We start from the raw sequence: 20,999 nt of genomic DNA, 5'->3' as shown, positions 1-20,999 counted from the left end.
AACGGTTACTTGTCAACTGCTTTTTTAAATAAAAAATCACATAAAAAAATAAGCCCTTTTTTCCTGAAAAAAGGGCTACTCTTTTAATTTACCTCTATATCTCCATTATTTGTTTTTAATCTTATCTTATACTCACCATCACCGAAGATTACATTAGAATTGGCTTGCTTAAAAATTTCAATATCCCCATTATCTGTTTCTGCACTTATGTTAGCATTTTCTGGTTCCTTCTCTGCTGTTACGGAGATTTCGCCGTTGTTTGTTTGTAATTGTATATCCTGATTTAATGCGCTTGCGTTCAATTCAATTCTTCCATTGATTGTTTTTCCATCGATTTCCCCTGAGACATTATCCAACTGAATTCTTCCATTAGAAGAGTCTGCCTTAACTGTTTCTGCAGTTATATTTGCCAATTCCAGACGGCCGTTTGCTGTATGGAGCACAACTTCTCTTGAAGACAAATCTGTCATTTTTATCCTGCCGTTTTTAATATCTGCTATCATGCTGGCATATTGTTTCTCCGGCAAGTACAAATCTAAGCTAAGCTCACTGTCCCCAAATAAGCTCATTGGAATAAGCTGATGTCCTTTTTCCTTTAATATCACTTTAAGTTTATTGCTTTCAACTTCTGCTGAATAATTCAATTCTCTATTTCCTCTTTTTGTTCCCGATAGCTGAACATAAGCTGAAGACTCTTGTATTGGATGAATTTCAATTGCAGCGTTATCCGCTGAAATTTCCACATGCTCAAAGTTATTGCTTTCTATTACTTTTCTTTCATTCAAATCAAATTTTTCTGCACTTTGTTTATAGGTGGCTAGACTGCCAATCAGTCCAATCACAAGCAAAACTGCTCCAGCCCACAGTAACTTTCGTTTGTTCATTACTTGATGCCTCCTTTAACTAATGCTGTATTGAATGAAATATAACGGACAAAGCCGTGCATAAACCATTTTGTTATCCATTGCATCCCTACAAATAGCAATAAACCAGCTCCACAGTAGACAAAGGATAAAAACCATTCAAAAAGATCAAAGGAACTTCCAAAAAGATTGTTAAGAAGAACGAGAAGCGGAGTACTGATGCCGGCAATGCTAACAGCCCAGCCAGCTAATATAACACCAACAAGCGCAATAAACGGACCTAACACAATGATGATATTAAAGAAGCTCAACCCAATCACCGCCCATACTGCCCGCATAACATTTCCAGCTGTTTGAGCACCCTTAGCATTTTCAAGGTGGTAATTGGCAAGTATTTCTTTTGCCAGCAATTTTGGTGATCCTAAAGAAGCAGCAATCTCGTTCTCTGCTTTGCCTTCTTCGATTCCAAATTGGAAATGCTCCTCGTAATCATGCAATATCTCTTGTTTTTCCTTACCATTTAAATCCTTCAGTAACACAGACAGTTCCTTTATAAATTGATCTTTATTCATCACTAGCACCTTCTTTAATTAAAGTATCAACACCGTCTCTGAATTGTTGCCATTCACTAAGTAATGTTTGGAGATATTCCCTGCCTTTTTCAGTAAGCTTGTAATATTTTCTTGGAGGGCCTTCTGTAGATTCTTGGAGGTAGGTTGAAAAGTATTCTTCTTTCGTCAACCTTCTTAACAGCGGGTAAACAGAGCCTTCTGATATTTCGATCTGATCAGAAATTTTTTGAACAAGCTCATATCCGTACCTGTCTTGTTTATCAAGCAGAACAAGAACACAAAGCTCAAGGACTCCCTTTTTAAATTGGACGTTCAATTACAGATCTCCTTTCTTTTAGTACTATACAATGAACAGTACTGGTCTTTGATTAATAATATAACACCATCTACTGTTCAATGCAAGGTACTGATTAATACTTTTTTTAAAAAAAGTGCTCCTTTGCCATCTGGCGAAAGGAGCCTTGTATCTTATTATTTGATTTTATTGATTTTGTCTCTAAATTCCCAGAAGCCTGGGATATTATCTAAATCATATAGCTGAATGCATTTCATTAACAGCATTTTCAATTCTTGTGAGAGATCATCTTGTTCATTAGGGGAAGTATATTGGACTGCTTTGTTCAACTTTGGTTCAAACATCTCTATCACTTCTTCTAATGCATCCTTGTTAATCTTCGACTCTTTTACTAATGAATATAATGTGGCCATCATCCATTTTCCTTTCCTTCTTCCGTCCTTTTTGTCAGCTCTTTTCCCAACCGTTCAAGCTTTTTATCAATTCTTAATAACAGATATATAGAAACACTCACCGGAAATGCGTAATTGCTTACAATTGTCATCCATTGCGTCAAGTCTCCAATACTCATCGTCTATAATCCTCCTTTTTTTGGGCCATATTGCTGTATATCCTTTGCAAAGCTTTTTGATGGCACTTCGACACATATTGCTGGCTTTTTTGGATCACCTCCGCTATCTCTGTATCTTTGAGCTTCTTAATATAAGCAAAATAGAGAACGGTCTTTTGGGAGTCAGACAGTGATTGTATTGCATCATAAAGTAAAGGATCAGCTATATATTCAGAAATGCTTTCCCGAATTCCCTCCCTTTCTGCATATGCTTCCAAATTAGCATTCCTATCTTCCATTCTGTCTTTATGCGTCCTACCATCTTCTGTTTCAGCGTCCAATAACAAAGGATATCTGTTTGCATAGAGCCTTTGCTTCCTATGAAAATTTAATGTGCTAAAATGTATGGAAGAGGAGATATAGGACGTGAACCGAATCGTAAAATAATACTTTTTAAACGCTTCATCTAAATTTTCTTTGTTTTCTTTAGAAGGATAACAAACAGCGTCGGCAAACAGCTTAAAATGACCCTTTTCCCGTAAAAAACCTTGTACAATTGTATTTCCCATAAATTCTTTGTTCTCTTCTATAAACCTTTTCAATCCATTAACAGATTCCTCACACATGATTAGCACCTCCTGAAAGGAACGTATGTTCTGTTTTTAGTGTAAAAAAAGGGACTAACTCGCATTAGCCACTTTCTTATTATAACATATCCTTCCATGAACGAATTTCATCAACCTTTCCTCCTCTATATAATAAAGAAAGATTTCTTGAAAAAATAACAACCTATTTATAAAAATTTTATTAGAGGACTGGTTTAAATTGTAATTCAATTGTAAATTGTACATTATTCTTATCCTCTTCTACATTAGTGATAATCCAGTTTTTTGCTATATTTTTCGATAAAGCCTGGTAGTCTTCACGTGATAGCATAAATACTCCAAGCACTTCTCCCTTATCCTTAAAATCTTTGCCCTCAGCCAAACCAAATTTAAACAGCAAGTATCTTTTTAATGTCCCTTTTGTTAAAAATGCAATCTCATAATTGCCTCTAAGCAGCTGTTCCACTTTTTCCTTTTTATCATGAAAATAAGAGAAAAGCGTTTCCCAATCTGGAAGTCCCTTGCCAAACTCTCGAAAGAAATCAATATTCCCCTTATTTAGAGCCTCAAGTATTTCCTCATTGCTGTATCCTCTGCTTTTGACCTGTTCAATCATTAATGCGTAATTTAAAGCCACCTTCTCTGCCATTTCCTGAATCCCCCTTATTCTGAAAAATAGTTATATTCTAATTTTTCTACTACACTAATTATAAAATAATCTTGTCAGGAGTTGAAATGATAGTGTTTAAACACTTTATTTCTTTTAGCCTTGCATTGAATACCCGATTGGTCAGCCAACAAGAAGCTACCCATTATGTAGAAAAAAATTTGTTCACATACAAATCTGCCAAGAACATGATTTTCTTAAGAAACAGATACGTTAATTATTTAGTGCATCAATTTCCTCAGATTAACGGCTCATTATAATATATTCCTGACAAAAGAAAAACAGTCTAGCTGCTAACAAGCATATTGCTTGGCAAAATCGGCTAAACTATTCTAATCTAAGTAGTGAAAATCAAAGCGTCATTATTGGAAAGAAAAAAAAGGGAGATGGTATGATGAAGATTACCTATCACGGACAATCAACTATTGTAATTGAAGCAAATGGAAAATCACTTATTATTGATCCTTTCATCAGTGGAAACCCAGCAGCTAAAGTGAAAGTGGATGATATTAAGGTTGATGCTGTGCTATTAACACATGCTCATGGAGATCATATTCTAGATGCAGCACCAATCTCCAAAGCAAATAATGCACCAATTGTTGCTATACCTGAATTGGCTGCATACATGTCCTGGCAAGGCGCCGAGACAATCGGAATGAATATTGGCGGCACATTAGATTTACAGTTTGCCAAAGCGAAGATGACACATGCATTTCACAGCTCTGGTATCATTGATGAAGAAAACAAAAATATTCTTTATGGCGGCATGCCTGCTGGATTCGTCATTGAGGCAGAAGGAAAAACGATTCTTCATGCTGGTGACACAGGCCTTTTTGGAGACATGAAGATTATTGGCGACAGACATGATATCGATATCGCATTCCTCCCAATTGGCGATCACTATACAATGGGACCTGAAGATGCTGTGCTGGCTGCAGAATGGTATAAGGCGGATTTAATCATACCTATCCATTACAATACTTTCCCAGCTATCGAACAAGATGGAGATGCCTTCGTAAAGGCGCTAAAAGACCGCGGTATTAAAGGCAAAGTCCTTCAGATTGGTGAAAGCATCGAATTGTAAAATACAAAAAGAGGATGTCCTTAAGACATCCTCTTTTCATTAAGCTAAATTGCCAGCATGGTTTGCTTCCCACTCAGCAATTTCTTTCACTCTTGCTTCCACTTGTTCTGGTGTAAGGTCATGTGCTTTTACATAAAGGTTTCTTGAATGTGTACGGCACTCATGACTGCAGCTCTTCATGAACTTCTCTTCATTTTCAGGTGAGCAAAGAATTTTTCTGTTGCATTCTGGGTTTGCACAGTTCACATAACGCTCACATGGTTCACCAGTAAAGTAGTCTTTACCTACTACTACATTCTCGACTCTGTTAACTGGAACACTAATTCGTTGGTCGAATACATAGCATTGGCCATCCCAAAGCTTACCTTGCACCTCTGGATCTTTACCGTATGTTACGATACCACCGTCAAGCTGTGATACATCATCAAAGCCTTCGCGCTTAAGCCAGCCTGAGAATTTCTCACAACGCACGCCGCCTGTGCAATAAGTCAGGATTTTCTTTCCTTCTAGCATTTCACGGTTGTCTTGAATCCATTGAGGTAATTCCCGGAATGTTTCAATTTCAGGTTTAATTGCTCCTCTGAAATGACCTAAGTCAAACTCATAGTCATTGCGGGCATCAATAATTACGGCATTAGGATCCTGCATTTGTTCCAGCCACTCAGCTGGTTTTAGATGGTTTCCAGTTAACTCCAACGGATTAACATCATCTTCAAGACTTAAGTTTACCAATTCTTTTTTATGACGCACATGCATTTTCTTGAAAGCATGTCCCTCTTCTTCGTCTATTTTAAAGACAGTGTCTGCAAAACGAGGGTCTTTTCTCATTGCCTCGATATACTTATCAGTCTGTTCAACTGTACCAGATACCGTACCATTAATTCCTTCTGATGATACAAGAATACGTCCCAACAAACCTAGCTCCTTACAAAAAGCTAAATGTTCGCTAGTGAATTCTTCTGGGTTCTCAATAGTTGCATATTTATAGTAAAGAAGTACTCTATATGGTTTTTCGCTCATTATTTCAACATCCTGTTCTATACAAATTTATTAACATATATTTAACTATACAATAAAAGTGAAAACAGTAAAAACTCATTGCTCACTTGCTAAATCCACTATGAAGAATTTTAGAACAAACAAAAGGAGACTTCAATTATGAAATCCCCTCTTGCTTATGTGTACTTATTATTATAGTAAATTTCAACTAAAATAGAAAGGGCTACTTTTTTCCATGGACGAAATTTGTCGATTTCTCTTCATTAATTACTATCGCACTCTTTTTTAAAGGAAGCTGTGGAGGCTTTTTAAGCTTCGTAAAAAGAATACAGCCCAGGATAACGACAAGGCTTCCTATAACCTGCATCCAGCTCCATTTTTCATGCAAAAATACAGACGCCAGCACAGCCGTAAAGATTGGGTTGAAATTAAGGAACAGCCCTGCTTCTGTAGCACCGAGTTTTTGTACGCCGATATTCCAAAGCACCATACAAATGACTGTTGAAACAACACCGGTATAAAGGATGGATACCATGAAGGAAACATTGAATTCTGTGATTGAAAAATCAGCTGCATTAAATGGCAAGAGCAGAACAACACCGATTGCTCCAGAAAAAAAGGTGGCCATCAGCGGTGATGATTTTTGCATTGCCCACCTGCTGCACACAGAGTAAAGCCCCCAAATGCATACCGCTCCCATCATATATAAATCTCCTTTGTTAAAGCGTAAATCTAATAACTGACTTAAAGAACCCTCTGTTAGTACAACAAGAACTCCAGAGAAGGACAAAAGCATGGCAGCCATTTGCCAGCTATTGATTTTTTCCTTCAATAAAAGAAAGGAAAACAGCGCAATGGATATTGTATTTAATGTTGAGATTAAACCTACATTGCTGGCTGAAGTATATTCTAATGCTTGAAATTGCAATAGATTAAAAGCAGCTACTCCTGTCAGACCCATAAGGAATAAAGGCAGCAATGCAGCTTTTGGCGGAATCAATCTTTGTTCTCGTTTCCAAATAATCGGCAACAGACAGATAACAGCAAGCGCCCACCTTAAGCTTGTCAGTGTTGCAGGCGAAGCATGCCCAACAAGAAATTTGCCTAAAACAAAATTCCCTCCAAATAAAAAGCTTGTGATCAACAGAAACACATACGGCATACAAACAACTCCTTCAAGCACAAAGTTAGAAATTTCTTGTTAATATCGTATCACCGTACCTTTTAAAACGATATAAAATTCTGTATAATGCAATAAATACAAAACTTTCATATTTATTTTGCGATTTTACCGAATTTTATAAAGAAGTGTACTGATTTTTACAGCAGAATCAGAATAAAAGAAAGGCAGGTTACATTTATGGAATCCATTGTTCATAAAGTGCTCGATTCGGTTGATATTACTTTATTAGATTTATTGCAAAAAAACGCCGCTATTTCCAACGCCGAGCTTGCTAAACTCGTTAATTTATCTCCTCCAGCCACACATGCCCGCATTAAGCGCCTTGAAAAGGAGGGATTTATCGAGAGGCATGTGGCAATCTTGAATCATAAAAAATTAGGGTTTGATTTGTTATGCTATATTTTCATTTCGACTAATATCCACCAAGAGGAAGCTATTGCAGAGCTTGAAGGTGTGTTAAGCAGTATGGAGGAAATATTGGAATGTCATTGTTTAACAGGAGAGTACGACTATTTGTTGAAGGTTGCCAATAAAGATACAGGTGGATTAGAGAGCTTTATCAAGAAGCTGAATAAACTTGGCATCTCCAAAATAAATACCAGCCTTGCCCTAAGAGAAATAAAATCCTCTACGGTCCTGCCGATTTGATAAAGCTTCAGAGACACTCTGTGCCTTTAGTTGTTTAATGAAGCAAATATTGTTATAAAAAAAGAAACCTCTATTATAAATAGAGGTTTCTTTGCTTATTTATTAAAAGGGTTCATCTATTGCCTTAACTGTAAAATGGAGGGCGCATCCATATTTGGACTGCTTAAAAACATTCTCTAAATGCTTCTTTGTTTCATGGATTGGCAGCAATGTATGCACCTTGACGTCAGCCTTTATTCTGCTTGATTGCTCCACATATGTGGACACCCTGCTGTCTTGGTAGCCCTCAAAAAAATCCTTTATAAATTTAATCTGCCCACAGTAGAACTCAATTGTATATTCGTTCATTTTCTTACGCGGACTTCTCCGAATCGCTAGAGACATTGTTATCAGCAGCTGCTTTGTTTGCTGCCATTACAAATGGAATATAAATAAGTGTTGAGACAGCCAGGCAAACAAAGCCGATAACTAATGCAAGCCAGTTTCCTCCTGTGCCTAAGAATGCGATCAGCGGACCTGGAGTCGTCCATGGCACAGAGTACGCAATTGGCGGAATTAAGCCAGTCACAATAGCAGCATAGCCTATGATAATGTTCACGGCAGGAACCAATATGAATGGCAAAATCAAAATCGGGTTTAACACGACCGGTAAACCGAAAATGACAGGTTCATTAATATTGAATAATCCTGGAGCAATCGATAGCTTGCCGATATCTCGGTAATCCTTCCGTTTAGCGACGATAAATATCGCAATCAATAAACCTAATGTCATCCCTGAACCACCATAGTTAGCAAAGGCATCATTTATTGCCCAAGTAACAGGATATGGTGCTCCCCATGCCGAACCATGTTCTGCCACATAGTTCAAGTTCTCTAGACCTGCTTCTGCAAACATAGCCTCACGAATAGCAGCAATCGTGTTTGGACCATGAATCCCAAATACCCATAAAAGGTTAGAGACAATTGCCAAAATAACAAGTGAGAAAATATTAGTGCCCAAATGCTTTAGCGGTGTTTGAATTACTGCATAAATGAACTCATGCAGGCCTTTCGGATAAAATGCATTGATAATAGCGTTCCCAACTGCGAACACTACAGTAATAATAATGATCGGGAACAGCACCTTAAAGGACCTGGCAACAGCAGGCGGGACAGATGCTGGCATATTAATCTGCAATTTCTTTGACTTGGAAAGCACACTGAAAAACTCACCGACAATCAAACCAACTATAATGGCAACGAAAAGACCTTGGGCCCCTACCCACTGTGTAGTCAGGAAGTTAGTTCCTTCAACAGCCGTATATGGCGGATAAATAATAAAGAATGTAGATAATGCCGTCAAGCCGCTCAGCAGTTCATCTGCTTTAAGCGAAATTGCCATATTCCTTGCCACTAGAAAGACGATAAACATAGAAAGAATATTCGTCGATCCATTTAGGACAGGGGAAAAGACTGCTTGTAAATCTGCTAAGCCAGGGAACAGCTTGTGAAGAAACAGTATTTTTGCAATAAACCCATCTGGCGCCAATACAGCGAAATTGAGCAAAACGATAAGTGAACCAGCTAACGTAATCGGAAATGATAAAATGAATGCATCGCGAATTGCTACAATATGTCGCTGTGAGTTCAGTTTAGAGGCAACTGGCACCAAAGCCTTCTCAGCAAATTTTTCAAAATTAGCCATAAAACCCATAAGTTACTCCCCCTATTAATATATAATTCTTCCACCCTTTAGATGAAGAATTTGTTTGATTAGGCAATGGGTGTAAATTCATGCTGTACAGGAGGTCTTGCCTGATCTTTTTCTCTTTGTAAGCTGCTGATTACAGCAGCTCAAGTGCTCTTTCTAAAACGGCTTTCCCATTCATCGTTCCATATGCTCGCATGTCAATTACCTCGACGGGAACTCTGCCTGCGATAATGGATTCCACCTGCGGTTTCTGGTATCTTACCTGCGGGCCAAGCAGCACCACATCAACCTGATCTGCTACGCTTTGGCATTCTGAAACAGGCAATGCAAATATCTCGATACTTACCCCTTTTTCCTCTGCTGCATCCTTCATTTTATTGACTAAGAGACTTGTAGACATCCCTGCTGCACAAACTAATAACAGTTTTTTCATTATGAACCCCTCCAGATATTTTTTCTTTAACCTATCTAGGTTTTGTTAACTCCTCCTTAAATTGTATTGTATACGCTTTCATTTATTAATCAATATAATTTAGATACTTAGATTTTTGTTTCAATTTGTGGAAATTGTTTCAATTATGGCACATGTTGTTTTATATTTATATTGTGGATTGAAATCATTGCTGGAATAAAAACAGATCCTATTAGGAGGAGATTAACCTGTTTACAAAAGAAATGGTCCAAACATTCAATGAATTGGAAATGATTCTTTATAACTTCATTACGAAAAACAGCGATAAAGTCATTTATATGCGGATTAGAGAGCTGTCCGATCAAACCCATGTATCCACTTCCAGCATCTTGCGTTTCTGCAGGAAGCTTAACTGTGATGGCTTCTCAGAATTTAAAGTAAAGCTCAAGCTATATTTGGACAGAAATGAACAAGAAAATCTGAAATCTACTCAATACTATCTCTCCGAGTTTTTAGAACGAACGCTAAAAGGAAATCTTGAGTCCGATATTCAAAAAATGGCAGAACTCGTGTTGCGGACTGATAAGATTATTTTTGTAGGTACAGGAAGTTCAGGCATTTTAGCCGAATATGGTGCAAGGTATTTTTCCAGTCTTGGAAAATTCTCCTCCTTTATTAAAGATCCATTTTATCCAATAAACAGCAAGGATTTAAAAAACAGTACATCCATTATTCTTTCCGTTTCTGGGGAAACTGACTTCACTCTTAACTTGGCAAATCAACTGAAAGTAGAAGGTTCCAATATTGTCAGTATTACTAATAGTAAAAACTGCCAGCTTGCCAGGATATCAGATATAAATATTGCCTATTATGTGACAGAAGTATTTCTCGGGGATTCGAATATTACATCCCAGATGCCGGTTATGTACATATTGGAAGAAAGCGCTCACATTATTCAAAAAAATTTAAAGAAACCTGCGCCTTAATATGATAAAAGACAGAGCTTTTTGTATAGCTCTGTCTTCTATCCTTCATCTCTGTTCTGATTTTTTGTTTTTAATGAGGTTTTCACGATCAGCTGTTGCTGGAGGCTGCTCCAGCCAAGCGTTTTTAATCATGATATTAGCTCCTGCTTTTGCATACTGTGCTATTTCAAAGGAAAGCCGCTCATAATTAACGGCAAGATCGCTCCTTTGGCTGGCGCCAGCTGCTGCTGCATAGTTACCGATTCCAGAAGCACTTAGTAGAGACATATGAAACATCATTAACTTATCAGAAAATGTCTTGTTTGTTGACTCCGTAATCCCAATATCGGAAGACATTGGACTCTGTATATTCCCCTCAATTAACGTATCAGCAAAGATTTTCACATGTTTTTGCGAGATATCCTTTCCTCGCATCATATAATCCTGAACATCTTTGTCATTAGATGTTTGTCCGAATGCAAGGCTGATTTTATAACCGATATTATTCGTTTGGGTATTCAGAAACAAATGTGAAATCTCAATGGCATTCAAAGGGCGTTTTTTATGAAAAAGATTCAAACCGCTTAAGTAGCTGTTACTGTCAATATAATCATTTTCTGAAGGCGGGATTATGTAAGGTGAGCGAACCAGCATCCCTTTTTCCTTTAATGCATTATTCGTTTGGTTATAAAGCTTGGCAGTTTCGCTTAAGGTTGTTGTAAAGTGCTGGATGATATCTTCCCGAAAACTCATTGCAGTGAATCCGCTGTATGCAAGCATACCTGCTTTTGCCATATGATTAATATATTGAAGGGAGAAAGTGTCCGTAAACAAAGCAGGAGCTGCTAAATTCACATCTTTGTCTGTAAACCCATACGGCTGTGCAAAATTTTCTTCCTGAAAGATTTGTTCAAGCTTCTCTACCTCCTTGACAGAGATAACAAGTGCTTTGTCTATCGCATCTGCAATCGTTTGATCGGTTATGGAGTTACTCATATGGCTAAGCACACACTTGGACATGGTGTTATTCATATAAGAAGTCCATAACGAAGCAATCTCTGTTGAAGTAAGCTCAATATTCTGTTCTGGCATGATGATCCTCCCACGAATGTTGATATTCCTTATATTCTCCTTTTTATTTGTTTTTATCAGCAATTGTCAGATAAATACTTGTGAGGAATTTGTGCCTAACGAATAAAATTGTTACTGGAAATGGAGGTTTGATTTTCTGAGGTTTGCCCATTTTAAAGCCTTTTGTTCCAAAGATGCTGCAGCATCATGTTTGCCGTTTATATATGCCTGTATATCAGCAGGATATTTTTGGGAGAGTTTTTCTTTTAAATCACCGTACTTCTCGGCTTCCTCCTTGTTAGCACGCAAAAAATCCCTAAATGCTAGATGACGGAAAATCTCTGGACTGCCAGCTTCATAAATATGAACATGATGTGTCCTTTCATCGCCGCCTTTTTGAAAATATCGCCTGCCAGAAATTCCGTTTTCTCCCTTTGCTTCATAGCCGATTTCAATCATTTTCCCATTATAGCTGTCAATATTATGTATATTTATTACAATGGGCATAATGTCAATGATTGGTTTAGCCTTCATACCTCGTATGCTTGTGCTCCCTATATGGTGGATTTCCAGCAACTCTGCTTCAAATATATGCTGAAGAAGTTTTTTCTCTGTTTCAAATAAAACACGCCACTCATTGCTGTATGGGCACACTTCCACTTTCCTCATACATCAAGCTCCCTTCTTCGCACTAATTTTCTAGATAGCGGTATAGAGTTGATTTACTTATGCCTGTAGATTCTTTTATTTCCTTTAGACTATATTTTTTGCTTTGATACATTTTGATGGCCTTTTTTACATTTTCATCTGCTTTTCTTGGCCGTCCTGTGGAGATGCCTTTTTGTTTTGCATATTCCATTCCTTTTTTTGTCCGTTCACTGATAATTTCATTTTGAAATTCCACTAAATAGCCGACCATTTTCCTTAGGGAGTATTCCTTCTTTTCTTCTGTGTCAATTTCCTCATATATTGCTTGCAGGTAGACACCTTTTTGTTCTAGTATTTCCAGCAGCTCAAATAGATGCCTGCTAGAATCAGCTAGCGTAAATAATCTGGATACAACAATCTTGTCCCCTTCATTTATTTGCTCCAGCATCTGAGTAAGCACCGCTCTTTTTTTAGCAGATGAATGCTCCTCCCGGACTATACTACCGCAGATGTCCTTAAGCATTTGCTCCTGCTGCTGACAATCTTCATCTTCCTGAGATGGCCTCATATAACCTATTATCATCTTTTTCGCTCCCTTGTCATTTCTGCTACTAACCATTATAGATAGGAAAATGAGTTTTGTAAAAAACTTCCCAATATATATTCCCTTTTGGGAATAATTCTGTTACACTTCTCCTTATTGAACAACTGCGATAAAAAATTGAGGTGAACATTTTGATAGAAAAAATAAAACGAGAGTGGTTCTTCAATGTACGAGCTGATATTCTTTCAGGCATCGTCGTTGCGTTGGCCCTTATTCCTGAGGCAATCGCTTTCTCGATTATTGCAGGAGTCGACCCGATGGTAGGGTTGTATGCTTCCTTCTGTATTGCAATCATCATCTCCTTTGCAGGCGGTAGACCTGCGATGATTTCCGCAGCAACAGGGGCAATGGCATTGCTGATGGGACCGCTAGTAAGGGATTACGGTCTGCAGTACCTCTTTGCAGCAACTATTTTGACAGGAGTATTTCAGGTGCTTTTTGGAGTATTTAAAATTGCTAAGCTGATGAAATTCATTCCGAGAGCGGTTATGATTGGATTTGTTAATTCCCTTGCCATCCTAATTTTTATGGCACAAGTTCCTCATTTTATTGGGATCTCTAATATGACTTATCTTTTTGTCGGCATAACATTATTAATCGTTTATATATTGCCTCGATATGTCAAGGCAGTGCCGGCACCGTTAATTGCAATCATCGTTTTGACAGCAGTAGCAATTTTTGGTCATATTCATGTTGAAACAGTTGGCGATTTAGGAAATATTACGCAAACCTTGCCGTCCTTCTTGATTCCGGATGTACCATTTTCATTTGAAACTTTAGCTATTATTTTTCCATTCAGTATCGCTATGGCGATTGTAGGTTTACTAGAATCACTTCTTACTGCAAGCATTCTAGATGATGCAACAGATACAGACAGCGATAAGAACAGAGAAGCTAGAGGACAAGGAATTGCCAATTTTATCACTGGCTTTTTTGGCGGTATGGCTGGCTGCGCTATGATTGGACAGTCTGGAATCAACGTAAGATCAGGAGGCAGGGGCAGACTTTCGACCTTTGTTGCTGGTGCATTTTTAATGTTCTTGATTATTGTGCTGGGAGATCTAGTTGTCCAAATACCAATGCCTGTACTTGTTGGCATTATGATTATGGTCTGCATCGGTACATTTGACTGGTCTTCCTTTAAATATGTAGTAAGAGCTCCTCGAACAGACGCAATTGTTATGGTTGTTACAGTAGTTATAGTCGTTGCAACACATGACTTGTCAAAAGGAGTAATTGCAGGTGTTATCTTGAGCGCGGTGTTCTTTGCTGCAAAAATATCTCATCTGAAAATAAACAAAGAGCAAACAGAAAATGAGTATAAATATTTTGTGCAAGGACAATTATTTTTTGCTTCTGTTGACAGCTTTATTGCAGCATTCGATACATCTGAGCAGAACAAGCAAATTTCCATTGATTTCTCTTCAGCTCGTGTTTGGGATGATTCTGCTGTAGGAGCAATTGATAAAGTAGTCCTTAAATTTAAAGAAAATAATAATACAGTCAGCATTAGCGGCCTTGATTCGGCCAGTAAGAAACTCGTCGATAAGCTGGCCATTTTCCAAAACCCTGATGCTAATCCTTCAGGTCATTAAAAAGATTCATGGCAATTGCCATGAATCTTTTTCATTATCCGCCGTAATAATTACCAGGCAGACCTTTTATGTCCATTTTGCATGTGAAAAGTGCCCCTGACAGCGGGTATTTTTCCAACTCCTCTGAAGTCATTCCTTCTTGCGCTGTTGTAATATAAAGCTCATTTAATTCTTCTCCTCCAAATACACAGGAGGTAACGTTTTGGGCTGGCACTTTAATTTCATCTATTTTTTCGCCACTATGAGGATTCCACCTTGATACACGCGCGCCACCCCAATGAGCAATCCACAGCATCCCCTCTTCATCTATTGTCATACCATCAGGAAACCCTTCTTCATTTGAAAAATCAATAATAGCCACGCTATTGTCAATATTGCCTGAATGAACTTCATAATCGAATCGGTATACCTTTTGCACAGGGGTATCAATCAAGTATAGGTACTTGTTATCCAATGACCAAGCCAATCCATTAGATGTGCTTAACTTATCAAGCTTTTTTGTAATCGTGCCATCCTTATCCAAACAATATAACGCGCCTTGCTCCATCTCGTCCTTTGTGCTCATCGTACCTGCCCAAAATCGACCTTGTGCGTCACATTTTCCATCATTAAACCTGTTATTAGACAAATGCTCTTCTGGATCAAAAATCGGTTGAATCTCACCGTTTGTAAGATCGACATAATGAAAGCCATTTTCCAAAGCAGCTATTGCTCCCTTTCCGCTGTTCACCGGAATGACAGCACTGACCTTCTCAGGAAGCTCTAATTCCTTATTTTCATTGTCAGCTGGATTATACATGCAGATTTTTTTGTTATTAATATCAACCCAATAAAGCACATTTTCCTTGTGATCCCAAAACGGTCCCTCTCCTAAGGCAGCATTTGCATCTACTGCAAGCTTTAAATGATGTACCATACAATTCCCTACTTTCTAACTTCGTATTTTCTTTTCCTATACCTCGATTCCTTTGTCTAGAAACTGCTTTCATCTATTCTTTTTGCCTTTGTATTCACGATACTGGGGATGAGATGCATACCTTATGTATAGATAATCAAGATTTGAGGTGATTAACTTGAAAATAGCAGATATTGAAAACGAAAAAAAACACAGAATTGATGAGTTTGTAAAGCTACAGCATAGCGACGGGTCTTTCCGCTTTCGCTTTCAAGGCAGTTTAATGACAGATGCTTTCTTTATCATTACATGCAGAGCGTTGGAAATTAGTACGGAGGAAGATAATATTAAGCTTCTTGCCACATCCTTAAAAAATTCCCAGCATAAAGAAGGCTATTGGAAAGCATACATAGATGCACCGAATGGGCATTTATCTGCGACAATCATTGCGTATACGGCCCTTTTATACTCTGGTTACGCTAAGCAGACAGACGACAATATGATAAAGGCAAAGTCCTTTATTGTTCAAAACGGAGGGATTTCCAAAGCCCATTTTATGATTAGATGGATGCTCTCTGCCAACGGACTGTATCCATGGTCCCGAATGGTTTATGTTCCAATGACCTTTTTACTTTTGCCTTCCTACCAGCCTGTTAATTTCTTTCAGTTCAGTGCCTATGCTCGCATTCATTTCATCCCTATGCTGCTTGCATCCAATAAAAAATTTGCCGTCCACACTAAAAACAAGCCTGATTTAAGCGACCTGTACGGAAGAAGCGAGGAAATGTTCAACCCGATTGCTCATTTGGAGGCTGAAAGATCACCACTGTCATTTGTTTGGAAAGAAATAAAACAAATTGGAAGATGGCCTGCTTACCTCCATCAGCTCGGATATTATTATGCGGAAAAATATATACTTGATCGGCTTGAAGAGGATGGTACACTTTACAGCTATGCAAGTGCAACTTTTTTTATGATTTACGGCCTGCTTTCCATTGGCTATCGCAAGGATTCGCCGGTTATTAAAAAGGCAATATCAGGATTATCCTCCCTGATTGACAAAAAAGGAGAAAACGCCCACTTGGAAAACTCAACAAGCACCGTCTGGGACACAGCATTAACAAGCTACAGTCTCCAAGAAGCAGGCTGCTTGCCTGACAGTCCTGTTATTAGGAAGTCTATTAACTATCTCCTTAAAAAACAGCATACAGCAGCGGGAGACTGGAAAGTCCATAATCCAGATACAACGCCTGGAGGCTGGGGCTTTTCAGATATTAATACAAACAATCCAGACAATGACGATACATCGGCCGCTTTGCGAGCTTTAACTAGAACAGCTCTTCTAAATACGAACGTTCATAGCTCTTGGCAGCGCGGAACTAACTATCTCCTTTCCATGCAAAACAGCGATGGAGGCTGGGGTGCATTTGAAAAAAACACTGATTGGGAGATTCTTCAGCATGTTCCTATTGAGAATGCAAAGGACGCTGCTGTTGACCCGTCTACACCAGATTTGACGGGCAGAGTACTTGAATATTTAGGTCGTTTTGCCAAACTTCAACAGAAACACCCTCATATTAAGTCAGCTGCGCGATGGCTAATAGACAATCAAGAAAAAGATGGTTCTTGGTATGGCCGCTGGGGTGTCTGTTATATATATGGAACATGGGCTGCTATCACTGGTTTAAGGGCAACCGGAACAGCAGCAAGCGACCAGAGCATAAAGAAAGGCATCAAATGGCTGAAAACTATTCAAAGAGAGGATGGAGGTTGGGGTGAATCTTGTCATAGCTGCGAAAAGCGCCATTATATCCCTCTTCCCTTTAGTACAGATTCCCAGACAGCATGGGCACTTGACGCGTTAATTGCTGCAGGAGAGTGGAAAAGCAAGGCTGTAACAAAAGGGATAGAATTTCTCTTAAAGGGCATGAAGGATGAACGCAGCCTCACCTACCCTACAGGTATAGGTTTGCCTGGGCAATTCTATATTGATTATTATAGCTACAGCAAAATCTTCCCCCTGCTAGCCATTTCTCATTACTTGCAAGCAACTAAATCCTAAACCGCTCATATACTAAAATATCAAGAATCAATTACCTTGAATTAAGGTATAATAAGTGATATTATATACAAAACATTCCAGAAACTTATAAATCGATGAAGAGAACAAGTACGTCATGCATGAACTTATAAGCGAGCCGGAACTGGTGGAAGCCGGCAAGGGATTCTGACGGAAAAATCATCTCTGAGATGCAAGGCTGAATATTTAAAGTAAGCCTTGACGGGATTTCCCCCGTTAAAAAGGAACGCGTATGATAGTACGTTGACTAAGCGCTGACTGCTTTTTGCAGCAGAATTTGGGTGGTAACGCGGGTATATACACTCGTCCCTATTTATAGGGACGAGTGTTTTTTGTTTACTCCGACTCTGTCATGTTCCGGTATTTTCTGGTAACTATTAAATCCAAGGAGGATTTTATCATGAAAAATAGCCAGCAAGAAACACAAGCAGAAAGAGAAAAAAGAATCCTTGCTCTTTGGGAGCACAATCATATTTTTGAAAAATCAGTTGAGGCAAGAAAAAATCAGGAATCCTTTGTTTTCTACGAGGGACCGCCTACTGCAAATGGCTTACCCCATGTTGGCCATGCTCTTGGGCGCACAATCAAAGACATCATAGCACGTTACCAGACAATGGCAGGCAAGCAGGTAATCCGAAAGGCTGGCTGGGACACGCACGGTCTGCCTGTAGAGCTTGGTGTGGAAAAAGAGCTTGGCATATCCGGAAAGCAGGCCATTGAAGAATATGGAGTAGAGGCATTTATTCAAAAATGCAAGGCGAGCGTCTTCTCCTATGAAAAGCAATGGAGAGACTTTACAAAGGAACTAGGATACTGGGTCGACATGGAGAACCCTTATATGACAATGAGCAATGAGTATATTGAATCGGTATGGCACATACTCGGAACCATCCATGAAAAAGGCCTGCTTTATAAAGGTCACAGAGTTTCCCCTTACTGCCCGAGCTGTCAGACCTCATTAAGCTCTCATGAGGTCGCGCAAGGCTATAAAGATGTAAAGGACTTGAGCGCAACTGTAAGGTTTAAACTAAAGAATAAGGACAATGAGTTTATCCTCGGCTGGACGACAACACCTTGGACACTGCCTGCAAACGTTGCTCTTGCAGTGAATGAAAAGTTAGACTACGTTCGAATACAGACTGGAGACGAAGTATATATCGTAGCAAAGGATTTGGCTCCTACATTAATGTCTCCTGACAGCGTCCTCTTAGAGACAGTGAAGGGGTCTGCATTGCTCGGTCTCAGTTACGAACCGCCATTCTCCTTTATCAAAGTCGCAAAAGGCCATTATGTTGTTCATGGCGACTTTGTGACTGCAGACAGCGGAACTGGCATTGTTCATATTGCTCCAGCATATGGGGAGGACGATTATCGTCTTGTACAAGAAAATAACCTTTCCTTTGTTCAAGTCGTGGATGAACAGGGCAAATATACAGAAGCGGTCACACCTTTGACAGGCAGATTCGTTAAGGATTGTGATGTCGACATCATCAAGCTCCTTCATGAGAAAGGGCTATTGTTCCATAAAGAAAGATACGAACATTCTTACCCGCACTGCTGGCGTTGTGATTCTCCCCTGCTTTATTATGCACTAGAGAGCTGGTTCATCCGAACAACAGCTGTCAAGGAGGCAATGCTACTTAATAACCAGCAGGTAAACTGGCATCCAGACACTATCAAGGACGGGCGTTTCGGGAAATTTCTTGAGGGAATGGTAGATTGGAATATAAGCCGGAGCCGCTATTGGGGTACACCTTTAAATGTATGGGAATGTCCTTCCTGTAACCATCAGGAGGCTCCCAAATCAATAGCAGAATTAGCAGCATTAACCGGCAGCAATCTTGCTGAGCTTGAGCTTCATAAACCATATGTCGATGAGGTGACATTCCCTTGTCCTTCCTGCAGCACAATGATGGTGCGCACACCTGAAGTAATCGATGTCTGGTTCGATAGCGGGTCTATGCCATTCGCCCAATATCATACCCCTTTTGAGAATGAGGAGTTATGGCAAAGGCAATTCCCAGCCGATGTGATAGTTGAGGGAATTGACCAGACAAGAGGCTGGTTCTACTCCTTATTGGCTGTCTCCACTCTTTATAAAGGCGAGCTGCCGTATAAGAATGTACTGGCGACTGGCCACGTTCTTGATGAGGCAGGACAAAAAATGTCAAAAAGCAAAGGCAACGCCCTTGACCCAGTAGAGCTGATCCACAAGTTTGGCGCCGATTCGCTAAGATGGGCATTGATAGAGGACAGCGCACCTTGGAACCAGAAGCGATTTTCTGTCAAAAATGTACAGGAAGCTAAGTCAAAGCTAGTCGATACTCTAACAAGTCTTCATCATTTCTACAAAATGTATGCTGATATCGATGGATTTGATCCGAATTCAACGCCAGCTAGTCTTTCCTTAACCTTGATGGATAAATGGGCTCTTTCCCGGCTTGCTTCAACTGTCTCGCAAGTCCGCAAAGAAATGGAAAGCTTCCAGCTGACAAATGCAGCAAGACATATTGGCACTCTTTTAGAAGACGTAAGTAATTGGTATATCAGAAGAAACAGAGAACGGTTTTGGAGTGAAGGCATGTCTGAGGATAAAGCTTGTGCTTACCATACTCTTTACAGCCTGCTTGTTCATATCTCTAAGCTGCTCGCACCGTTCACACCTTTTACTGCTGAAGATATTCATTATAAGCTGACTGGAAAAAGCGTTCATTTAGAAGATTTCCCAGCTGGTGAAGAAGCGAACATCGACATAGAGCTTGAAAGGAAAATGAGCGGTGTAAGAGAAATTGTGGAACTGGGAAGAAACATACGGCATCAAAGCCAAATCAAGACGAAACAGCCGCTTGCCATGATGGCTATAGTCTCAAATGACACTCCGCCTTCGGCATTGCAATCTTTCAGCCAAATCATTAAAAGTGAGCTGAATGTAAAAACGATAGACTGGACTGAGTCAAGTAAAGGCTATGTACAATACAGCCTCAAGCTCGACTTCAAAAATGCCGGCAAGCGTCTCGGTAAAAAGGCAAATCCCGTTCATAAAGCTCTCGGCCATCTCAAAAAAGAAGAGATAGAACAGTTTCTTTACGATGGAAAGTTAACCATCACAGCAGACGAACAGCAGGTTGAACTCTTTAAAGAGGATCTGCTTGTCCAGAAAACTGCATCTATGTCAGGCTACAGCGAGGCGTCAAACAGGAACTTTACTGTTATAATAGATACTAGCATCACAGACGAATTAGCAAAAGAAGGATTAGTAAGGGATTTTATCCGCTCTGTTCAAGACTTGAGAAAACAAAAGAATTTGCCTGTCGAGCAGCGGATTACTTTGAAGCTTGGCGGATCAAAAGAATTTATTTCCTTGGCACAGGAGTATGAGAATCTTATTAATAAAGGTGTCCTTTTAAATAGCATTCGTTACACAGTGTCAGAAAGCATGACTGAATTGCGTATAGGCAGCTACCAGGTTTTTGTTGCTTTTGAATAAGTCCATAAGAGTCAGACCTAAGTACATATTACCTTAGGTCTTTCTCGTTTATATGTCCTTTTCAAAAGAAACATGTTCTATTTTTT

Annotated in this window: 22 protein-coding genes and 1 other annotated feature; of the genes, 6 read left to right on the top strand and 16 right to left on the bottom strand. The window is 39.2% G+C overall.

From position 1 onward, the window contains the following. Positions 1-83: 83 nt before the first annotated feature. From ACLIJJ_RS23060 to ACLIJJ_RS23030, 7 genes are all read right to left on the bottom strand, one after another. The gene (locus ACLIJJ_RS23060; RefSeq protein ID WP_411411761.1) at positions 84-884 is read right to left on the bottom strand and encodes a DUF4097 family beta strand repeat-containing protein; all 801 of its coding nucleotides are present in this window, start codon (positions 882-884) and stop codon (positions 84-86) included. Further along, on the bottom strand, positions 884-1,435 hold the full coding sequence (locus tag ACLIJJ_RS23055; RefSeq protein WP_233316855.1) for an HAAS signaling domain-containing protein: 552 nt from the start codon (positions 1,433-1,435) through the stop codon (positions 884-886). The genes ACLIJJ_RS23060 and ACLIJJ_RS23055 overlap by 1 nt, the downstream gene beginning before the upstream one ends. Further along, positions 1,428-1,751, bottom strand: coding sequence for a PadR family transcriptional regulator (locus ACLIJJ_RS23050; RefSeq protein WP_233316854.1), 324 nt, complete (start codon positions 1,749-1,751; stop codon positions 1,428-1,430). The genes ACLIJJ_RS23055 and ACLIJJ_RS23050 overlap by 8 nt, the downstream gene beginning before the upstream one ends. Positions 1,752-1,906: 155 nt before the next feature. Next, positions 1,907-2,146 carry a helix-turn-helix domain-containing protein gene (locus ACLIJJ_RS23045; protein ID WP_233316853.1) on the bottom strand — a complete coding sequence of 80 codons (240 nt, stop codon included), beginning with the start codon at positions 2,144-2,146 and terminating at the stop codon, positions 1,907-1,909. Continuing rightward, a complete protein-coding gene (locus ACLIJJ_RS23040) occupies positions 2,143-2,301 on the bottom strand; it encodes a YvrJ family protein (RefSeq protein WP_233316852.1) in 159 nt (52 codons plus the stop codon). The genes ACLIJJ_RS23045 and ACLIJJ_RS23040 overlap by 4 nt, the downstream gene beginning before the upstream one ends. After that, complete coding sequence (locus tag ACLIJJ_RS23035) at positions 2,298-2,906, bottom strand: sigma factor-like helix-turn-helix DNA-binding protein (protein WP_411411760.1); 609 nt, start codon at positions 2,904-2,906, stop codon at positions 2,298-2,300. The genes ACLIJJ_RS23040 and ACLIJJ_RS23035 overlap by 4 nt, the downstream gene beginning before the upstream one ends. 181 nt (positions 2,907-3,087) lie before the next feature. Then, on the bottom strand, positions 3,088-3,534 hold the full coding sequence (locus ACLIJJ_RS23030) for a hypothetical protein (protein ID WP_237940557.1): 447 nt from the start codon (positions 3,532-3,534) through the stop codon (positions 3,088-3,090). A 409-nt stretch (positions 3,535-3,943) separates the two neighbouring features. On the opposite strand from ACLIJJ_RS23030, the gene ACLIJJ_RS23025 reads away from it, so the two are divergent. After that, positions 3,944-4,636 (top strand): metal-dependent hydrolase, encoded by a 693-nt coding sequence (locus tag ACLIJJ_RS23025; RefSeq protein ID WP_233316849.1) that lies wholly within the window; start codon positions 3,944-3,946, stop codon positions 4,634-4,636. A gap of 39 nt (positions 4,637-4,675) precedes the next feature. Here ACLIJJ_RS23025 and trhO read toward each other — a convergent pair whose 3' ends face one another. Both trhO and ACLIJJ_RS23015 read right to left on the bottom strand, forming a co-directional pair. After that, positions 4,676-5,656 carry an oxygen-dependent tRNA uridine(34) hydroxylase TrhO gene (trhO, locus tag ACLIJJ_RS23020; protein WP_233316848.1) on the bottom strand — a complete coding sequence of 327 codons (981 nt, stop codon included), beginning with the start codon at positions 5,654-5,656 and terminating at the stop codon, positions 4,676-4,678. A gap of 202 nt (positions 5,657-5,858) precedes the next feature. Next, on the bottom strand, positions 5,859-6,797 hold the full coding sequence (locus ACLIJJ_RS23015; protein WP_411411759.1) for a DMT family transporter: 939 nt from the start codon (positions 6,795-6,797) through the stop codon (positions 5,859-5,861). Positions 6,798-6,995: 198 nt separating this feature from the next. Here ACLIJJ_RS23015 and ACLIJJ_RS23010 point away from each other — a divergent pair, with 198 nt between their 5' ends. After that, positions 6,996-7,466, top strand: coding sequence for an Lrp/AsnC family transcriptional regulator (locus tag ACLIJJ_RS23010; protein ID WP_233316846.1), 471 nt, complete (start codon positions 6,996-6,998; stop codon positions 7,464-7,466). Between the two features lie 102 nt (positions 7,467-7,568). Here ACLIJJ_RS23010 and ACLIJJ_RS23005 read toward each other — a convergent pair whose 3' ends face one another. From ACLIJJ_RS23005 to ACLIJJ_RS22995, 3 genes are all read right to left on the bottom strand, one after another. Then, a complete protein-coding gene (locus ACLIJJ_RS23005) occupies positions 7,569-7,850 on the bottom strand; it encodes a hypothetical protein (protein ID WP_341074579.1) in 282 nt (93 codons plus the stop codon). Further along, the gene (locus tag ACLIJJ_RS23000; protein WP_233316844.1) at positions 7,819-9,159 is read right to left on the bottom strand and encodes a PTS sugar transporter subunit IIC; all 1,341 of its coding nucleotides are present in this window, start codon (positions 9,157-9,159) and stop codon (positions 7,819-7,821) included. The genes ACLIJJ_RS23005 and ACLIJJ_RS23000 overlap by 32 nt, the downstream gene beginning before the upstream one ends. A gap of 130 nt (positions 9,160-9,289) precedes the next feature. Next, positions 9,290-9,589, bottom strand: coding sequence for a PTS sugar transporter subunit IIB (locus ACLIJJ_RS22995; RefSeq protein ID WP_233316843.1), 300 nt, complete (start codon positions 9,587-9,589; stop codon positions 9,290-9,292). 227 nt (positions 9,590-9,816) lie between these two features. On the opposite strand from ACLIJJ_RS22995, the gene ACLIJJ_RS22990 reads away from it, so the two are divergent. Next, positions 9,817-10,554, top strand: coding sequence for a MurR/RpiR family transcriptional regulator (locus tag ACLIJJ_RS22990; protein ID WP_237942198.1), 738 nt, complete (start codon positions 9,817-9,819; stop codon positions 10,552-10,554). A 45-nt stretch (positions 10,555-10,599) separates the two neighbouring features. On the opposite strand, the gene ACLIJJ_RS22985 is transcribed toward ACLIJJ_RS22990, so the two are convergent. The 3 genes from ACLIJJ_RS22985 to ACLIJJ_RS22975 all read right to left on the bottom strand — a co-directional run bounded on the left by ACLIJJ_RS22985 (position 10,600) and on the right by ACLIJJ_RS22975 (position 12,835). Further along, positions 10,600-11,625, bottom strand: a complete 1,026-nt coding sequence (locus tag ACLIJJ_RS22985) for a DUF3231 family protein (protein ID WP_233316842.1) — start codon at positions 11,623-11,625, stop codon at positions 10,600-10,602. A 111-nt stretch (positions 11,626-11,736) separates the two neighbouring features. Further along, positions 11,737-12,273 carry a GrpB family protein gene (locus tag ACLIJJ_RS22980; protein WP_233316841.1) on the bottom strand — a complete coding sequence of 179 codons (537 nt, stop codon included), beginning with the start codon at positions 12,271-12,273 and terminating at the stop codon, positions 11,737-11,739. Positions 12,274-12,295: 22 nt separating this feature from the next. After that, the gene (locus ACLIJJ_RS22975; RefSeq protein ID WP_411229954.1) at positions 12,296-12,835 is read right to left on the bottom strand and encodes a recombinase family protein; all 540 of its coding nucleotides are present in this window, start codon (positions 12,833-12,835) and stop codon (positions 12,296-12,298) included. A gap of 152 nt (positions 12,836-12,987) precedes the next feature. On the opposite strand from ACLIJJ_RS22975, the gene ACLIJJ_RS22970 reads away from it, so the two are divergent. Beyond that, positions 12,988-14,451 carry a SulP family inorganic anion transporter gene (locus ACLIJJ_RS22970; RefSeq protein ID WP_251646672.1) on the top strand — a complete coding sequence of 488 codons (1,464 nt, stop codon included), beginning with the start codon at positions 12,988-12,990 and terminating at the stop codon, positions 14,449-14,451. Positions 14,452-14,485: 34 nt separating this feature from the next. Here the strand turns inward: ACLIJJ_RS22970 and ACLIJJ_RS22965 are convergent, their stop codons facing one another. Next, complete coding sequence (locus ACLIJJ_RS22965; RefSeq protein WP_237940555.1) at positions 14,486-15,367, bottom strand: SMP-30/gluconolactonase/LRE family protein; 882 nt, start codon at positions 15,365-15,367, stop codon at positions 14,486-14,488. A 148-nt stretch (positions 15,368-15,515) separates the two neighbouring features. On the opposite strand from ACLIJJ_RS22965, the gene ACLIJJ_RS22960 reads away from it, so the two are divergent. Beyond that, positions 15,516-17,408 carry a terpene cyclase/mutase family protein gene (locus ACLIJJ_RS22960; RefSeq protein WP_396953817.1) on the top strand — a complete coding sequence of 631 codons (1,893 nt, stop codon included), beginning with the start codon at positions 15,516-15,518 and terminating at the stop codon, positions 17,406-17,408. An 86-nt stretch (positions 17,409-17,494) separates the two neighbouring features. Continuing rightward, positions 17,495-17,740, top strand: a binding site (T-box leader). An 83-nt stretch (positions 17,741-17,823) separates the two neighbouring features. After that, complete coding sequence (ileS, locus tag ACLIJJ_RS22955; protein WP_411411783.1) at positions 17,824-20,913, top strand: isoleucine--tRNA ligase; 3,090 nt, start codon at positions 17,824-17,826, stop codon at positions 20,911-20,913. Positions 20,914-20,999: the final 86 nt, after the last annotated feature.

The sequence above is a fragment of the Niallia laureatilytica genome, from assembly GCF_046613985.1.
Lineage (GTDB): Bacteria > Bacillota > Bacilli > Bacillales > Cytobacillaceae > Niallia.
The sequence above is the reverse complement of the archived record's forward strand: the minus strand, read 5'-3'. Positions and strand labels throughout refer to the sequence as shown.

Excerpts from the sequence above, each read along its gene's own strand:
- ACLIJJ_RS23060 (WP_411411761.1), bottom strand. The coding sequence starts at position 884 with ATGAACAAACGAAAGTTACTGTGGGCTGGAGCAGTTTTGCTTGTGATT.
- ACLIJJ_RS23055 (WP_233316855.1), bottom strand. The coding sequence starts at position 1,435 with ATGAATAAAGATCAATTTATAAAGGAACTGTCTGTGTTACTGAAGGAT.
- ACLIJJ_RS23045 (WP_233316853.1), bottom strand. The coding sequence starts at position 2,146 with ATGATGGCCACATTATATTCATTAGTAAAAGAGTCGAAGATTAACAAG.
- ACLIJJ_RS23040 (WP_233316852.1), bottom strand. The coding sequence starts at position 2,301 with ATGAGTATTGGAGACTTGACGCAATGGATGACAATTGTAAGCAATTAC.
- ACLIJJ_RS23035 (WP_411411760.1), bottom strand. The coding sequence starts at position 2,906 with ATGTGTGAGGAATCTGTTAATGGATTGAAAAGGTTTATAGAAGAGAAC.
- ACLIJJ_RS23030 (WP_237940557.1), bottom strand. The coding sequence starts at position 3,534 with ATGGCAGAGAAGGTGGCTTTAAATTACGCATTAATGATTGAACAGGTC.
- ACLIJJ_RS23025 (WP_233316849.1), top strand. The coding sequence starts at position 3,944 with ATGATGAAGATTACCTATCACGGACAATCAACTATTGTAATTGAAGCA.
- trhO (WP_233316848.1), bottom strand. The coding sequence starts at position 5,656 with ATGAGCGAAAAACCATATAGAGTACTTCTTTACTATAAATATGCAACT.
- ACLIJJ_RS23015 (WP_411411759.1), bottom strand. The coding sequence starts at position 6,797 with ATGCCGTATGTGTTTCTGTTGATCACAAGCTTTTTATTTGGAGGGAAT.
- ACLIJJ_RS23010 (WP_233316846.1), top strand. The coding sequence starts at position 6,996 with ATGGAATCCATTGTTCATAAAGTGCTCGATTCGGTTGATATTACTTTA.
- ACLIJJ_RS23005 (WP_341074579.1), bottom strand. The coding sequence starts at position 7,850 with ATGTCTCTAGCGATTCGGAGAAGTCCGCGTAAGAAAATGAACGAATAT.
- ACLIJJ_RS23000 (WP_233316844.1), bottom strand. The coding sequence starts at position 9,159 with ATGGGTTTTATGGCTAATTTTGAAAAATTTGCTGAGAAGGCTTTGGTG.
- ACLIJJ_RS22995 (WP_233316843.1), bottom strand. The coding sequence starts at position 9,589 with ATGAAAAAACTGTTATTAGTTTGTGCAGCAGGGATGTCTACAAGTCTC.
- ACLIJJ_RS22985 (WP_233316842.1), bottom strand. The coding sequence starts at position 11,625 with ATGCCAGAACAGAATATTGAGCTTACTTCAACAGAGATTGCTTCGTTA.
- ACLIJJ_RS22980 (WP_233316841.1), bottom strand. The coding sequence starts at position 12,273 with ATGAGGAAAGTGGAAGTGTGCCCATACAGCAATGAGTGGCGTGTTTTA.
- ACLIJJ_RS22975 (WP_411229954.1), bottom strand. The coding sequence starts at position 12,835 with ATGATAATAGGTTATATGAGGCCATCTCAGGAAGATGAAGATTGTCAG.
- ACLIJJ_RS22965 (WP_237940555.1), bottom strand. The coding sequence starts at position 15,367 with ATGGTACATCATTTAAAGCTTGCAGTAGATGCAAATGCTGCCTTAGGA.